The following is a 14,984-nucleotide window of genomic DNA, read 5'->3' as shown; positions in this document are numbered from 1 at the left end:
CCTAGACATGGATACAACTGAGATAGGTTACTCCCCAGCTGCGCCCTGGATGCAATTGGGGCCAGTGCCGGTAGTATGGGGAGGGCACATATGGCAGAAAACGAAAACGGGACGGTGATGCTTCCACCGGCGAAGACGCAAGAGGCATTCGTCCATATCGGCTTTGCCAAGGCGCGTCTCACGCGCGGTCGGGCGTTCGTTTTGGCGATCCTAGCCGGCGCATTTGTGGCCCTGGGCGCGTCGTTCATGCTCATGGTACGGTCCGATGTGTCGCTTTCCCCGACCATCTCGCTCGTTTTGGGCGGTCTCGCGTTCTGCCTTGGCCTGTTTTTGGTGCTCGTTGCCGGTGCCGAGCTGTTCACCGGTAACTGCCTCATGGTTATCGGCGCGCTCGATGGGCGGTATCCGCTCGTTCGTATGCTGCGTAAATGGGCGATTGTGTACGCGGGCAACGCCGTGGGAGCCCTTTTGGTGGTCGTGTTGCTCCTCGTTTCGGGCTTTGCCGAGATGCAGGGAGGAGCCGTCGGCGAGCTTGCTTGTTCGGTCGCGGCATCTAAGGCGTCCTTAAGTCCGGTCGTCGCGTTCTCGCGCGGCATCCTGTGCAACGTGCTCGTTTGCCTTGCCGTGTGGATGGGCAGCGCTGGCAAGACGGTGTGTGACAAGCTCGCTGCCGCCATACTGCCCGTGGTCGCCTTTGTGGTCCTGGGTTTTGAGCACTCGGTCGCGAACATGTTCTTTCTCCCGCTTGGCTTGGCTATCGAGGCGTTGTGGGGCGGTTCGTCCGTGGTGGTGCTGGGGGTTGCCTCTAATCTCGTGTTCGTCACGCTTGGCAATATCGTGGGCGGCGTCGCGATCGCTGCCGCGTACTGGTTTGTGTACGGCCGCGAAGATCGCAATTAGGAGGGCTGCATGAAGCGCCAGGGAGTCTATAGCGTTCCGTTCGAAGTGGCCGAGCTCGCCTATGATGACGCGGTTGCCATCGCTGCCGATACCGGCAAGATCTCCGGCGACGCGGGCCCGCTGCTCGAGACGGTGGTCGATATGCTCGAGGAGCTTGAGCGCCCCGATGAGCACTTCGATTGCATTCAGGTCGCCGGAACGAACGGCAAGACATCCACCACGCGCTTTGCCGCGGCCATCCTGCGTGGCGAGGGCAAGCGAACCGCCCTGTACACGTCTCCCCAGCTGGTGCGCTACGAGGAGCGCATGGAGGTCGACGGCGCCGTGGTCAAGCCCTCAGAGTTCGCACATGGCGTGTCCGTCGCGGCTGAGGCGGGTCGTCGGGTGAACGCGCATCGCGTCGCCGCCGGGGAGCCATCCTACACGATCACGCCGTTCGACCTGCTGACCGTGGCGGCGATGGTGGTGTTCGCGGAGGCCCGCGTTGACGTGGCGGTGCTCGAGGTCGGCCTGGGCGGGCGCTGGGACGCCACGAGCGCGACTGATCCCGTTGCCGTCGCGATCACGGGCATCGGCCTCGACCATACGCGTATTCTGGGTGACACGCTCGGGCAGATCGCGTGCGAGAAGGCGGCGGTCATCAAGCCGGGTCGCTTCGTGGTTTTGGGTGAGGGGACGCATGTGCCGGAGGTCCAGTGCGTCATGGACGAGCGCTGCGCTGCATGCGGCGTGACGTCCTGGGTCGTTTCGCACGAGACGCTCCGCGAGCCCGATCGCATTGGGGGCGTCGTGTCGTTTCGCACCCGGACCTCCCGCGCGGAATATCGCGTGGACATGCACAAACCTGCGTATCAGCCGCAAAACGCCGCGTGTGCCATCGCGTTGGCCGAGGGATACCTTGGATGCGCTCTGAACGTCGGCGCGCTCGAGAGAAGCCTCGACTCCTGTCCCATACCGGGCCGCTTCGATGTGGTCCGCACCGACCCGTTGGTGCTCGTCGACGCCTGCCACAATCCTCAGAGTTGCGAGAACTTTGTGCGCGCACTCAACGAGGTGGAGCCCTGCATGTCCAATCGACCCGCCCTGCTCATCGCCGCTCTTTCCGACAAGGATGTGTCGGGCATCGTCGATGTGCTCGTGCCGGCGTTTCCGCAAATCGTCATCGCGCAGACCGCGAGCGACCGTGCGATGCCCGCGGGGGAACTCGCGGATCTCGTGCGAGCCAAGCTTGGTGAGCTGGGCCGCGACGAGGGGGATGTGCTTTCCGTCTTTGAGGACGTCGCATCTGCGCTCGATTGGGCAACTGCTTCCGGGCTGGAGCTGGTCGCGGCTGGTACCATCACGCTGGCGGGGGAGGTCGCCGGCCTTCTGCGGCGTTAGGCCATCCGATTCTCCGCGCGGCGGCTTGCGCGTTGCATCGTGGCCGCCGCGCGGCGAATTCCGACACGCCTCGTGCGATGAGTGGTATCATCTGTCGATGTGTTCGATAATGTTCGAAATGTGTATATATGTTCGGAGGCAATCGATGGCAATCATCTACGCAGCAGTGTTCGCTGTCTGCTTCTTCTCGTCGATCATCGGCGCGATCTGCGGCATCGGCGGCGGGGTCATCATCAAGCCCGTGCTCGACGCACTCGGGGTGTTCCCTGTTTCGACCATCAATTTCCTCTCGGGATGCACGGTCCTGTCCATGACCGCCTACTCGGTCCTGCGCTCCCGCGTCTCCGGTGCCTCGCAGATCGACTTCAAGACCGCCACGCCGCTTGCCATCGGCGCGGCAGTGGGCGGCCTGGTGGGCAAGGATCTCTTCAGCATGGTCGAGGGCCTGTTCGACACGCCCAATACCGCCGGCGCGGTGCAGGCTGCGGTGCTCATGGTCATCACCATCGGAACCCTCGTCTACACCGTCAATAAGGAGAAGATCGCCACCAAGCGGGTCAGCGGGGCCCTTGCGTGCGCGGTCATCGGCCTGTTCCTCGGCATCATGTCGAGCTTCCTCGGTATCGGCGGCGGTCCCATCAACCTCGTCGTCCTTTATTATTTCTTCAGCATGGAAACCAAGGAGGCCGCGCAGAACTCCCTGTATATCATCCTGTTCTCACAGGCTGCGAGCACTGTTCGCAGCATCCTCACGATGGATCTTGCGAGCATTAGCATTGCGTTGATTGCGGGCATGGTTGCCTGTGGCATTTTGGGCGGCGTCGCCGGTCGCGCTATGAACAAGCGCATCGATTCCGAGCGAGTCGACAAACTGTTCATCGGCCTCATGGTCGTTATCATCCTTATCAATGTCTACAACATCGCGAAGTACACTGTGCTGGCATAAATCGCTCGGCACCATCGCCTCGCACTGAAGAGACGGGCTCCTCTCCACACGGGGAAGGGCCCGCTTTGGGGTTCGGGCGACAGGTGGGGTGCTCGAACCCTTGGAAGCGTTTTAGCGCAACGTGCGCGCAATCGCGATCATGTCGGGGGCGGCGTATTCGAGGAAGTCGCGGTATCCGCAATAGTCCTCGCGATAGTAGCAGGTATTGAGGCGCTTGCAGTTCTTGTGGCAGATGCGCTCGAAGGGGCAGTCCGCGCACAGGGTGCAATCGCGCCTGGGTTCGGCGATGAACGTGCGGAGCGCGTCGCAGGTGGCCATGTCCTCCAGTGAGTTTTCGCGGATGTTGCCCAGGCAATATCGGTCGAGCACGTAGAAGTCGCAGGGGTACACATCTCCGTTGCCCTCGACCACGAACTGCGGTGCGCATGCCCCGAGCATGCCGCACTGCTGGGGCCAAACGCCTGCGAACAGGGGTATCACGTTGTCGAAGAGCGTCACGCTCATGCGGTCGCCGCGCTTGAAGTCCTCGAGCCACATGCGGAAGAACGTTTTGTAGAAGCTCGCGAAGCTCTCGGGCTCCAGCGAGTACTCGTCGTTCGTCTCATCGAGTCCCGGCAGGCAGGGGATGAGTTGGACGAAGCCGAACTTGTGCTGTTTGTAGAAGCGGTAGAGCTTTTGGGGGTGATGGGCGAGCTGGTCGGTGAGGACGGTGAGGATGTTGAATTCCGCGCCTGCCCGCCTCAGCGCCGATATAGCATCCAGCACGCGGCCCATGGTGCCCACGCCGCGCGCATCGGGTCGCAGCCAGTCGTGCATCTCGGGATAGCCGTCGATGGAGACGCCCACGAGGAAGTCGTGCTCGGCGAGGAACTCGGCCCAGGTGTCGTCGATGACGTAACCGTTGGTCTGGATGGCGTAGTGGACCGTCTGGCGCTCGCGAGCCTCATCGACGTGCGCGCAGAACGAGCGGAAGAACTCGAGCCCCGCGCAGGTGGGTTCGCCACCCTGGAAGGCAAAGGTCACCTCGGTGTCGGGGCCGAGCGCGAATGCAGCATCGATGATGGCCTCGGCGCATGGGGCCTCCATGACGCCGTGGTTCGCCGTCTCGCGGTGCTCTGCGACATCCGCGTAGAAGCAATAGCGGCAGCGCATGTTGCACGTCGAGCTGGCGGGTTTGATGAGAAACGAGATGTGCTTCATGGGTCCTCGCAGCGGGTCGTTGTGGTCTGATGAGGAGTCTACCATGTTGATTTGAGCTTCGAGGGCTTCGGGCGCGGTACACTATTTGGAGAGATATCCAATTTGAGGAGTGGCCATGAATCCCATTGATGAACTGCGTCGAGCTCTGCCTACACTCACCAAATCAGAATTGAAGGCCGCCGAGCGGATCCTGAACGACCCGAATATCATGTTGGGCAGCAGCATCACCAACCTGGCAAAGCTCACCGGTTCATCCAACTCCGCGATTATCCGCATGTGCCAAAAGCTCGGATATGATGGGTTCGCCGAATTCCGCTTCTCCTTCAACCGGGCCATGATGGCAGCTGAGAGCCCCTCTGTGGAAGCGGATCACGACGATTCGAATAGGCTCGTCGACACGTATGCTCGATATATGCATCTGATTCCCCAGTGTGTCTCCAAGGAGCAATTCGACGCCCTCGCCGAGGCGATCGTTCAGGCCAGGCGGCTTGTAATTTGGGGGTCGAACAGGACGTTTCAGAGCGCGATGCAGCTTTCTCATCGTCTGACGAGACTCGGTATTTTCAATAAACCGACTGATGACGCCATCGTCATGTCCGATGATGCAGCGATATTAGAGAGCGGAGACGTTTGCATCGTCTTGAGCATGCAGGGTCGAGGTAATTGCATGTATGGCGAGGATATGGATGTGATGCGCGAGCGCGGGGTCGATGTGCATCTGGTGACCATGGACGGCAGGTCGAGCCTCGTTCCGCACGCTTCCGAGGTATATGTGCTTCCCTGGATCAGCCATGATGACTCGATAAACTTCTACGAAGACCAGGTAATCGTTTACATGTTCATAGAGATGCTCCTGTTGAACATCTCTCGAAATTTCTCCTAGTGTGAACGGCATGAAATGGATAACTATCCATAGCATGCCGTTCATCGTGGAAAACTATCCACTCACGGACAAATATCCAATAGAGAACGGACATATATCCAAATCGACTACTCTATAAGATGAAGAGCGGTTCCGGGCCCGAATCGCTCCCGTGTTTCTGCACCGAGAGAAGAGGGAAGAGATGGAGAAGTTCCAAGCTCTGATGGAGAAGACGCTCGTCCCGTTTGCGACTAAGCTCTCCAACAACAAGGTCTTGAAGGCCATTTCGGGCGGTTTCGGCATGCTGCTGCCCATCATCATGGTCGGCGCCATCGCGTCGCTGCTCGCCGGCTTGAGCATTACGCCCTATCAGGAGTTCATCACCGCGAATGGCCTCAAGACGGTGTTCTCGTATGTGACCACGTATACGACGAACATGCTGTCCCTGTATGCCGCATTCGCCATAGGCAAATGCATGGCCGAGCAGCTTGACTGCGAGGGTCAGTCTTCCATTATCGGAATAGCCTCGCTGTTCGTGTTCCTGCTGCTCATTCCTTCCGGCATTGCTGCCGACGGCACCGCGGTCGCCAACATGATCGACATGACTTACTTTGGGTCTGCCGGCTTGTTCTCCGCGATGATCCTCGGTATCGTCGTTCCCGCCATCTACGCGGTCTTCATTAAGAGGAACATCACCATCAAGATGCCCGATGGCGTCCCTCCGTTCGTTTCCAAGGGTTTCGCCGGCATCATCCCCGTGCTGTGCATCACCATCCTGTTTGTCATCGTCCGCCAGCTCTGCGCCCTGACCCCCTTTGGTTCCTTTGACGGAATGATCTATGGCTTGCTCAAGGCCCCGCTCGCCTCGTTGAGCGAGAGCCCGCTCACCTTCGGCCTCCTGGTCCTTCTGTGCAATCTGCTGTGGTTCTTCGGCATCCATGGCGGTATGGTCACGATGCCTTTCATCACCATGCTGTACATGCCCGCCGCCCTCGAGAACCTCGATGCGTTTGCAGCGGGCGCCGCGGCCCTGCCCAACATCCTCACCAACACGTGGTGGTTCACCTTCGTCCAGCTCGGCGGGTCCGGCGGCATCATCGGCCTTGTTCTGTGCATGCTCTTCGTGGCCAAGAGCGAGCGCTACAAGTCCCTCGGTAAGATGGCAATCGCCCCGGCGCTCTGCGGAGTTTCCGAGCCCGTCGTCTTCGGTATGCCCCTCATGCTCAACGTCATGATGTTCATTCCCATGATCCTGACGCCTCTCCTGAGCTTCGTTCTTTCCTACGCGGTGACTTCCATCGGGCTCGTTCCCGTTCTGAATGGAATGCAGCTGCAGACCGGTACCCCTGTGCTCCTGTCCGGATTCCTTACGGGCGGTTGGCGGGCAATGATCTGGCAGGCGGTTCTCGTCGCCCTCCAGTTCGCCATCTATTTCCCGTTCTTCAAGATGCTCGACAAGCAGGCATATGCCGACGAGCAGGCAGCCGCCAAGGAGGCGTAAGCGCTGATGGACAATCGCTCCAACATCGTGTGGTTCGTCGCGGACCAGATGCGCGCGGACTCAATGGCCCATCTGGGCAATCCGGCGGCGAGCACCCCCAACCTCGACGCCATGGCGGAGGAGGGCGTGTCCTTCGCGGACGCGTACTGCCAGAATCCCGTTTGCGTTCCGAGCCGCTGCAGCTTCTTGACCGGCCTGTACCCCCACACGCTTGGTCACCGCACGATGCACTTCATGATGCATCGCGAGGATCCCAATATCCTCAAGACCATGAAGGAGGCCGGGTATGAGGTCGTGTGGATCGGTCGCAACGACTTCATCCCGGGCTCATGGAGCAAGGAGGCGTATTGCGACCATTTCTTCGATGGAACCGACCTAGTCGACAAGGTGGGCGTCGAGGGTCTCAAGATGAACTTCGGCGGGAAGAACTTCCCCACGCCCGAGGTGCCCGAGGTCTTCGAGGGGCACGATCTCAAGTACTCCTTCTTCCAGGGGAAGTACCCCGAGGGTTCGCTCAATAGCGACTTCGACTGGAACTGCGTGAATGCCGCCCTGGCGTTCTTGGACTCCATCGACCCCGAGAAGCAGGAAAAGCCCTTCTTCATCTACTGCACGCTGTCGTTCCCGCATCCCCCGTACGGTTGTGAGGAGCCATGGTATTCGCTTGTCGATCGTACGGCCCTTCCGCCGCGTCGCCCCAATGTGGAGACGCTGGAGGGCAAGGCGAGTATCTTGAGTGCCATTCGTGACCGCCAAGATATGAAGAGATGGGGCGAGCCCCAGTATGACGAGATGCGCGCGGTGTATCTCGGCATGGTGGCGCGCTGGGACCACATGCTCGGCCTCGTGCTCGACAAGCTGCGCGAGCGCGGGTTGTACGACGACACGAACGTCTTCGCGTTCAGCGACCATGGCGACCTGACGGGAGACTACGGCATCGCAGAGAAGTGCCAGAACTCCTTCGAGGACCCCTTGACGAACGTGCCCCTTGTGGTCAAGCCTGCGGCGTCGGTGCCGGTGGAGCCGGGCGTGCGCCACGGCCTTGTCGGTCTGATCGACCTTCCCGCGACGGTTGCGGAGATTGTCGGCGTGGACCTGGGATACGTGCAGTTCGGCAGCTCCCTGATGGGGGCGATCTCCGGTGAGGACACGCCGCATGATGCGATGTTCTGCGAGGGCGGGCGTATCCACGGTGAGTGGCAAGCAATGGAGCCCGAACATGGACCCGAGTCACCATACTGGCCGCGTATATCCGCACAACACGAGGAGGGACCTGCACACACCAAGGGCGCGATGGTGCGCATGGGAAACCTCAAGTACGTCATGCGCCTGTACGAGGGTGACCAGCTCTACGACCTTGAGGTGGACCCCATGGAGCTCGTCAACCTTGTTGATGATCCGGCATACGCCCAATCCGCCGCGCAGCTTCGAGACAGGCTGCTCAGGTTCTACATGGAGACGGCCGATTACGTGCCGCCCAAGTTCGACAAGCGTTAGGAGGACCAATGGCCGTATCCGAAGAGGTGCAGCTGGTCAGCTTCCAGATCATCGCGAGCGTCGGCACCGCGCGCTCTTGCTACATCCAGGCGATTGATTGCGCCGAGCGGGGTGATTTCGAGGGTGCCGAGAAGCTTATAGAGGAGGGCGAGGAACAGTTCCGCGCCGGTCATGACGCACATTTTGGGTTGATTCAGAAAGAGGCGGCGGGGGAGTCGAGTGAGTTCGCGCTCATCCTCATGCACGCCGAGGACCAGCTCATGAGCGCTGAGGCTTTTGGGATCCTTGCCCGTAAGATTGTGAACGTTTACAAGAAGATGGAGGATTGTATCCATGCGTAACATCAAGTTGTTCTGTGCCGCGGGCATGTCCACAAGCATGCTGGTAGAGCGTATGAAAGCGGCCGCCGCTGACCAGGGTTATGAGGTCGAGATTGCGGCCCATGCCGTCGCCGAGGCGTCCAAGCTCGGCGGGGATGCGGATTTCATCTTGCTTGGCCCGCCGGTTCGCTTTGAGGTCGACCGTGTCAAGGCCTTGTTCCCGGATAAGCCGGTTGAGGCGATTGATACGGTCATGTACGGCACCATGAACGGCGTCGGCGTCATTGAGCATGTCCGCGAGGTTCTTGGGGACTAGCGGCAAACGCGGCGATTGATCTTGCCCGGGTTGATGCCTTTATAAGGTCATCAACCCGGTTTTGCATCGAAGCCCCGTTTTGCCGTTCGCCGGTCTGCAGCAACCGCTTGCAGCAATGCAATCTGATGCGCTTGCAAACCATCAGGAAAAAGGTGTACAAAAGAACCATTCAATCGTATATCGTGCGTCAACAGGGCGTGTAACTGTGAACAACAGGCAGGACCCGGGTTGATAGAATGATCCCATGGGGGATGGTTCTATCAGCCCGGGTTTTTCGTTTTGCAGACCACGATGTCGAACAGGGGAGGAGTGAAGCCGTGAGGCTCGCCAAGACGCTCAACAACAACGTCGCCGTTGCGCGGGATGAAAAGGGCCGCGAGTTCGTGGTCATCGGCCTGGGCATCGGTTACGTTGAGCTTGGCGGCGAGATTCCCGAGGACAAGATCGAGCGCGTGTTCACGTCCGTCGAGCAGCAAAGTCAGCTGTATCAGCTTGTTAACGCGATTCCGCAGCGGTATTTCGATCTTGCCCGGGAGATTGTCGATTATGCTCAGAGCACACTTGGGGTTCGCCTTGCTGATTCCATCTACATCGCGCTTACCGACCACGTCGCATATGTTCACGAGCGCGCACAGAAGGGGCTTCTTCCCAAAAACTCGCTGACCTGGGAGATCAGCCAGTACTATCGCCGCGAGTTCGAGGTGGGCAAAAAGGCGATCGAGCTGTTGGATGACGAGCTCGAGGGCATCGAGGGGACGCTCGGCGACGCCGAGGCCGCTTCGATCGCCTTGCATCTCATCAACGCGGAGCAGGAGGGTGCTGGGTCCCGTCAAGGAATCGATGGGCTCAGGCTCATGGACCAGGTCATGCAGATCATTCGGTATCAAGCGCATCTCGCATATAGCGAGGGCGATCTTGACTATCAGCGTTTGGCCGTGCATGTGCGCTTCTTCGTGCAGCGCGTGCTGGGTGGCGAGCAGACGCAAGTCCCCAGCGCCCTGTCGAAGATGGTGAGGGAGAGCTATCCGGAGGCGTATTCCGTCGCCGAGTATGTGCGCGCGTTCGTTGAGGGCAAGCTCGAGCGCTCGATCGGGGATGAGGAGATCACCTACCTCATCATCCATATCGCACGTTTGCTCAATCGAGCATAAGGCTGGGAGGAACCCGTGGCTAAAAAAGACTACGACGCCCTTGCCAAGTTCGTCTTGGACCATGTGGGCGGAACCGAGAACGTCGTCTCACTGCGTCATTGCGTGACCCGTCTTCGCTTCAAGCTGAAAGACGAGAGCCGCGCCGACACCGAGGCCCTCGAGAATCACGAGTGGATCATCGATGTCATTCAGAAGGGCGGCCAGTACCAGGTCGTCATCGGCAATGACGTCGAGGATGCATTCGACGCCGTCATGAAGCTCGGCAAATTCGCCAGTTCCGCGAGTGACGTTTCCGACGTCAGCGACAACGAGGGAAAGAGCGCGTTCGACCGCATCGTCGATATGATCTCGGCTATCCTGACGCCCACGATTCCGTTGCTTGCGGGCTGCGGCATCATAAAGGGTTTGCTGGCTTTCTGCACGGCCATGAAGTTGCTCGACCCCACCTCGGGTTTTGCCCAGATTCTCTCCGCCGCCGGCGACTCGCTGTTCTACTTCTTCCCGATCTTCCTCGGCTACACTTCCGCAGAGAAGTTCGGCATGAACAAGCTTCTCGGCATGGCAATTGGCGCCACGCTCGTGCATCCCACCATCGTGGGCCTCAAGGCTGCCGAGCCTCTATTCACCTTGTTCGAGGGTACGCCCATCGCTACGAACGTCACCACGACCTTCCTGGGCATCCCTGTCCTTATGGTGAGCTATACCTCGAGCGTCATGCCCATCATTGCCGCCACGTTCTTCGGTGCCCGCGTTGAGAAGTTCTTCAAGAAGATCGTTCCCGATGTCGTGAAGATGTTTGTCGTTCCCGCTGCGACCCTGTCCATCACCGTCGTGCTCACGCTTCTGCTCGTGGGTCCCGTCGTGACCTGGATCAGTCAGCTCATCGCCGCAGGCATCACCGCTGTCCAGCAGTTCAGCCCTGTTCTTACCGGTGTTCTTGTTGGTGGTCTGTGGCAGGTGCTCGTGGTCTTTGGCCTGCACCACGCCTTTGCGCCCATTGCCCTTAACAGCCTTATGGTTCAGGGTTACGAGAACCTGACATGCTATATGGCCGCTGTCCCGTTCACTACGATGGCAGTTGTGCTTGCCGTGTACCTGCGTACTAAGGACAAGAAGCTCAAGTCCGTCGCGCTTCCTGCCGCCATTTCCAGCTTCTTTGGTGTGTCTGAGCCTTCGATTTACGGCGTGACGCTGCCCCTCAAGCGCCCCTTCGCCTTTACGCTGGTTTCCTCTGCTGTTGGCGGCGCCATCCTTGGTTTCTTTGGTTGCATGCGCTATACCCAGGGCGGGCTTGGCTTCTTCAACATTCCCGCTTTCATCAACCCCGCTTCACCTGAGCTCGATATGACCTTCTACGGCGTGTTCGTTGCTCTCGGGGTTGCCATGGCAATGGGCTTTTTGCTCACGTTCTTCTTCGGAGTGCCCTCTTCTGCCACTGCTCAGAACATCGCTGATGCCACATCCGATGTGGATGCCGTTGATACCGTGAAACAGGAGATTTTCGTCGCTCCCGTCGCAGGTAGTGTTGTTGCGCTCGAGAACGTTGACGATGAGGTGTTTGCTTCCGGTTCTGTGGGTAAAGGCGTTGCGGTCAAGCCGAGCGAAGGGACCATCGTTGCTCCTGCCGATGGCGAGGTGAGCATGCTCTTCAAGACGGGACATGCCGTGGGCATCACCACCGCCTCCGGTGCGGAGCTTCTTATCCATGTTGGTATCGATACCGTTCAGCTAAACGGCCGCGGATTCAGGAAGCTTGTAAATGCTGGCGATAAGGTTACGCAAGGCCAGCCACTGATCGAATTCGACCGCAGTCTTCTCGCTGCCGAGGGATATGACGACACCGTCATCTTCCTCGTGTCCAACTCCGCGAGCTTCCAAGATGTGGTGCGTTCTCAGGAGCCGTCCGCTGCCACTGATCGCGAGCTTCTCGCGGTTCTCGTGTAGCCGATTTCATCGTGCGGGGTCATGGGTGTTCGCCCGTGCCCCGCGCAATTGCTGAGGAGGTTGTCTGTCATGCGAGCCGTCATGCTCATGTTCGACACGCTTTCACGAGGTTTTCTGTCGCCGTATGGCGCGAATCCAGACCTTACTCCGAATTTCTCTCGCCTTGCCGAGCGCTGCTGCACCTTCGACCGCTTCTATGGCGGCTCGATGCCCTGCATGCCCGCGCGCCGCGAGCTCCACACGGGGCGCTACAACTTCCTGCACCGCAGCTGGGGCCCGCTGGAGCCGTTCGACTACTCTTGTTTTCAGGCGCTTGACGAGTCCGGTACGTACGCGCATCTCGTAACCGACCATTCCCATTACTGGGAAGACGGCGGCGCAACGTACCACAACCGCTACAGCTCATGGGAGGGCTTCCGTGGGCAGGAGGGGGATCGCTGGGCACCGCGCGACGTTGTCGAGGGCCTTCCCACAGGTATGTCGTCCTTGCAGAAAGCGAAGGGGCCGAGTCCGCTTCAGCACGAGGCCAATAAGTCGCGTCAGCCTCTTGAGAAGGACATGTCGACCGTTCTCACCGTCGGCGCCGGCCTAGATTTCCTCGCCGCTCACGCCTCTCGAAACGACTGGTTCGTGCAGATCGAGTGCTTTGATCCCCATGAGCCGTTCTATGTTCCCCAGGAGTATCGAGCTGCGGTCGGCCTGACCGATCCCCCGCGACTCAACTGGCCGGCCTATGCGGCGGTTGATGCCGGGGCGCACGCGAGCGAGCTCGAGGAGTGCCGTCGTGAGTACACCGCCCTGGTCTCCTTGTGCGACGCGCAGCTCGGACGGGTTCTCGACGCTTTCGACGGCTATGGCCTGTGGGAGGACACGCTTCTCATCGTCAACACCGACCATGGATTTCTGCTCGGCGAGCACGGCTACCTCGGAAAGAACTTCTGGCCGATGCACCAGGAAATCATCCATACGCCGTTCTTCATTCACGTGCCCGGGGCTGCGGAGGGCGTTCGAAGCGCGGAATTGTGTCAAACCATCGACATCGCACCAACATTGCTCGATTGGTTCGGCGTCGATTCCGCTGTCAACATGGACGGAGCGTCGCTGCTCCCCGTTGTGCGTGAGGGCGCCGCGGGTCATGAGCATGCGCTGTTCGGTGCCCACGGGAACCATGTGTGCGTGACCGACGGCGATTACGTGTACATGCGCGCTGCGGCACGAGAGGACAACGAGCCCTTCGTGGAGTGCACATTGATGCCCACGAACATCCGCGGATTCTTCTCACGCGAGCAGATCGAAAGCGCCGAGCTGGTGGAGGGGGATCGCTTCTCGAACGGCTGGCCGTACCTCAAGTGCGGGTCGCGTACGTACATGAACTCGCACAGCTTCGGCAGTTCCCTGTGGGACGTCCGGGACGGCGAGGAGCGCATCGAGGACGCCGACGTTGAGGAACGGATGATTTCCGCCCTCGTGAACGGCATGCGCGCGGTGGAGGCTCCCGCCGAGGAGTTCGAGCGGCTTGGCCTAACTGCTTAGTAGTTTATGGGGCTTGGCACCCCACACGGATGGGGCACGAATAGGGAGCCCCACCCGTGCATATCGTCCCACGCGCAGTTCCGCACGAACAGGAGAGCCCAGCGGGCTCTCCGTCGTGAGCAGGACTGTTTGAGCATGGGATGATATGCACGGGCGGGGAAGCGTGTCACAGCTCCTTACAGGAACCGGTACTGCACCGTTCCAACGCCCACGCTCAGGAAATTGAGCGCTCGGGCGACGGCGGGCTGCATGTCGATGACGCGCCCGTGCGCGTACGGCCCGCGGTCGTTGACATAGGCGATGACGGAGCGCCCGCCGTAGCGAATCTCGACGCGTGTCCCGAAGGGCACGTTCAGCATGGCGATGCCCATGGAGGTCTCGGTCACCTTCTCGCCGTTGGCGGTGGTGCCTCCCATGAATCCGTCACCGATGCCGTAATACGATGCGACGCCCGTCATCCAGGAACCGGTGGAATCGGACGAACCGCCCTGATTGTTGCCGCTGTTGCCACTGCCGCCAGTGCCTTCGCTGCCCTGGTTTCCGCTCGTGCCTCCCTGGTTGCCATTGCCTTGGTTGGCGTTCTGGTCACCGCTAGACGTCGATCCGTCCTGGGAGCCTCCCTGGTCGCTTCCACTCGAAGGCTGTTGATTGGAGTTTTGATTGGCATTTTGCTGCGCTTCGAGACGTTTCGCCTCCTCGGCTGCCTTGCGCGCGATCTCGGCCTCCTCCGCATCCTCGGCATTGGCCTTGGCCTGCAGCTGCTCGGCGGCGGATTGCGCCTGACCGAGCGCGGTCGCGGCACGCTCGAGTTCTTCGTCTGCCTGGTCTTTCGCCTCGCTCAGTTCGGCCAACCTTCCATTGAGCTTCTCTTCGAGGGCATCGAGCTCGTTGAGTGCCGCGACGTTGGCGTCCTGGACTGTGCCCAAGTACTTGGTGAGATTGATGAAGTCTGCAAAAGAGCTCGCGTTGAGCAGGAGGGCGATCATGTTCCCGCTGGAGGCGTGGGTCTTATAGAGGTCGCTTGCCGCGCTTGCCGCACGCTGCTGCCGTGCCGGTAGAAGGTCCTCCTCGATTTCGAGGATCTCATCGGCAATGGCATCGACTTGAGTGTTGAGTTCGTCTGCCTTGCTTGTAGCGTCTGCGTAGGTCTCTGCGGCATTTGAGACCTCAGACTGCAGCGCGCGCAGCTCCGCCAGCGTCTCCTCACTCGCGGCGTACGCATGCTCCGGCGCGAGTGCGAGCGTGCCGAGCGTGCCGCCGATGGCCAGGACTCCGGTGAGGCCGAGGGTACAGGCAAGGCGCGCGGTGCAACGGCAGGAGATACGACGTTGGGGGAGACTCATGGGCGGACCACCTTTTCTCGTGAACGCCCATCAGTATAGTTCAACTTTCACCTTAAAGTTGAGCTTAAGGGTTTGACTGCGTGATTTCTGG

At 60.1% G+C, this 14,984-nt stretch carries 13 protein-coding genes; 11 read left to right on the top strand and 2 right to left on the bottom strand.

All coding sequences use genetic code 11. From position 1 onward, the window contains the following. Positions 1-90: 90 nt before the first annotated feature. The 3 genes from ACX9NZ_RS05055 (at position 91) to ACX9NZ_RS05045 (ending at position 3,226) form a co-directional block, all read left to right on the top strand. Positions 91-900, top strand: coding sequence for a formate/nitrite transporter family protein (locus ACX9NZ_RS05055; protein WP_407495496.1), 810 nt, complete (start codon positions 91-93; stop codon positions 898-900). A gap of 9 nt (positions 901-909) precedes the next feature. After that, on the top strand, positions 910-2,280 hold the full coding sequence (locus tag ACX9NZ_RS05050) for a bifunctional folylpolyglutamate synthase/dihydrofolate synthase (protein WP_407495494.1): 1,371 nt from the start codon (positions 910-912) through the stop codon (positions 2,278-2,280). Positions 2,281-2,425: 145 nt separating this feature from the next. Next, complete coding sequence (locus ACX9NZ_RS05045) at positions 2,426-3,226, top strand: sulfite exporter TauE/SafE family protein (protein ID WP_118653728.1); 801 nt, start codon at positions 2,426-2,428, stop codon at positions 3,224-3,226. Positions 3,227-3,337: 111 nt separating this feature from the next. Here ACX9NZ_RS05045 and ACX9NZ_RS05040 read toward each other — a convergent pair whose 3' ends face one another. Next, a complete protein-coding gene (locus tag ACX9NZ_RS05040) occupies positions 3,338-4,426 on the bottom strand; it encodes a radical SAM/SPASM domain-containing protein (protein WP_302742845.1) in 1,089 nt (362 codons plus the stop codon). 115 nt (positions 4,427-4,541) lie between these two features. On the opposite strand from ACX9NZ_RS05040, the gene ACX9NZ_RS05035 reads away from it, so the two are divergent. From ACX9NZ_RS05035 to ACX9NZ_RS05000, 8 genes are all read left to right on the top strand, one after another. Beyond that, positions 4,542-5,309: a MurR/RpiR family transcriptional regulator gene (locus ACX9NZ_RS05035; protein ID WP_118653726.1), complete on the top strand. Its 768-nt coding sequence runs from the start codon at positions 4,542-4,544 to the stop codon at positions 5,307-5,309. 181 nt (positions 5,310-5,490) lie between these two features. Further along, on the top strand, positions 5,491-6,789 hold the full coding sequence (locus ACX9NZ_RS05030; protein ID WP_118653725.1) for a PTS sugar transporter subunit IIC: 1,299 nt from the start codon (positions 5,491-5,493) through the stop codon (positions 6,787-6,789). Positions 6,790-6,795: 6 nt separating this feature from the next. Next, on the top strand, positions 6,796-8,286 hold the full coding sequence (locus tag ACX9NZ_RS05025) for a sulfatase-like hydrolase/transferase (RefSeq protein WP_302742841.1): 1,491 nt from the start codon (positions 6,796-6,798) through the stop codon (positions 8,284-8,286). Between the two features lie 8 nt (positions 8,287-8,294). Then, on the top strand, positions 8,295-8,627 hold the full coding sequence (locus ACX9NZ_RS05020; RefSeq protein WP_407495489.1) for a PTS lactose/cellobiose transporter subunit IIA: 333 nt from the start codon (positions 8,295-8,297) through the stop codon (positions 8,625-8,627). Then, positions 8,620-8,922 (top strand): PTS sugar transporter subunit IIB, encoded by a 303-nt coding sequence (locus tag ACX9NZ_RS05015; protein ID WP_407495487.1) that lies wholly within the window; start codon positions 8,620-8,622, stop codon positions 8,920-8,922. The genes ACX9NZ_RS05020 and ACX9NZ_RS05015 overlap by 8 nt, the downstream gene beginning before the upstream one ends. Before the next feature lie 317 nt (positions 8,923-9,239). Beyond that, entirely contained in the window at positions 9,240-10,073 is an 834-nt protein-coding gene (locus ACX9NZ_RS05010) for a PRD domain-containing protein (protein WP_158574821.1), read from the top strand. Between the two features lie 15 nt (positions 10,074-10,088). Beyond that, the gene (locus ACX9NZ_RS05005; protein ID WP_118653720.1) at positions 10,089-12,017 is read left to right on the top strand and encodes a beta-glucoside-specific PTS transporter subunit IIABC; all 1,929 of its coding nucleotides are present in this window, start codon (positions 10,089-10,091) and stop codon (positions 12,015-12,017) included. Between the two features lie 69 nt (positions 12,018-12,086). Then, positions 12,087-13,550, top strand: a complete 1,464-nt coding sequence (locus ACX9NZ_RS05000) for a sulfatase (protein WP_118653719.1) — start codon at positions 12,087-12,089, stop codon at positions 13,548-13,550. Between the two features lie 176 nt (positions 13,551-13,726). Here ACX9NZ_RS05000 and ACX9NZ_RS04995 read toward each other — a convergent pair whose 3' ends face one another. Then, entirely contained in the window at positions 13,727-14,893 is a 1,167-nt protein-coding gene (locus ACX9NZ_RS04995) for an RlpA-like double-psi beta-barrel domain-containing protein (RefSeq protein ID WP_407495483.1), read from the bottom strand. Positions 14,894-14,984 lie beyond the last annotated feature (91 nt).

The sequence above is a fragment of the Collinsella sp. BM28 genome, assembly GCF_054551995.1.
This window is presented reverse-complemented; position numbering and strand designations above follow the sequence as displayed.

Coding starts and splice junctions, on each gene's coding strand:
- ACX9NZ_RS05055 (WP_407495496.1), top strand. CDS start 91: ATGGCAGAAAACGAAAACGGGACGGTGATGCTTCCACCGGCGAAGACG.
- ACX9NZ_RS05050 (WP_407495494.1), top strand. CDS start 910: ATGAAGCGCCAGGGAGTCTATAGCGTTCCGTTCGAAGTGGCCGAGCTC.
- ACX9NZ_RS05045 (WP_118653728.1), top strand. CDS start 2,426: ATGGCAATCATCTACGCAGCAGTGTTCGCTGTCTGCTTCTTCTCGTCG.
- ACX9NZ_RS05040 (WP_302742845.1), bottom strand. CDS start 4,426: ATGAAGCACATCTCGTTTCTCATCAAACCCGCCAGCTCGACGTGCAAC.
- ACX9NZ_RS05035 (WP_118653726.1), top strand. CDS start 4,542: ATGAATCCCATTGATGAACTGCGTCGAGCTCTGCCTACACTCACCAAA.
- ACX9NZ_RS05030 (WP_118653725.1), top strand. CDS start 5,491: ATGGAGAAGTTCCAAGCTCTGATGGAGAAGACGCTCGTCCCGTTTGCG.
- ACX9NZ_RS05025 (WP_302742841.1), top strand. CDS start 6,796: ATGGACAATCGCTCCAACATCGTGTGGTTCGTCGCGGACCAGATGCGC.
- ACX9NZ_RS05020 (WP_407495489.1), top strand. CDS start 8,295: ATGGCCGTATCCGAAGAGGTGCAGCTGGTCAGCTTCCAGATCATCGCG.
- ACX9NZ_RS05015 (WP_407495487.1), top strand. CDS start 8,620: ATGCGTAACATCAAGTTGTTCTGTGCCGCGGGCATGTCCACAAGCATG.
- ACX9NZ_RS05000 (WP_118653719.1), top strand. CDS start 12,087: ATGCGAGCCGTCATGCTCATGTTCGACACGCTTTCACGAGGTTTTCTG.
- ACX9NZ_RS04995 (WP_407495483.1), bottom strand. CDS start 14,893: ATGAGTCTCCCCCAACGTCGTATCTCCTGCCGTTGCACCGCGCGCCTT.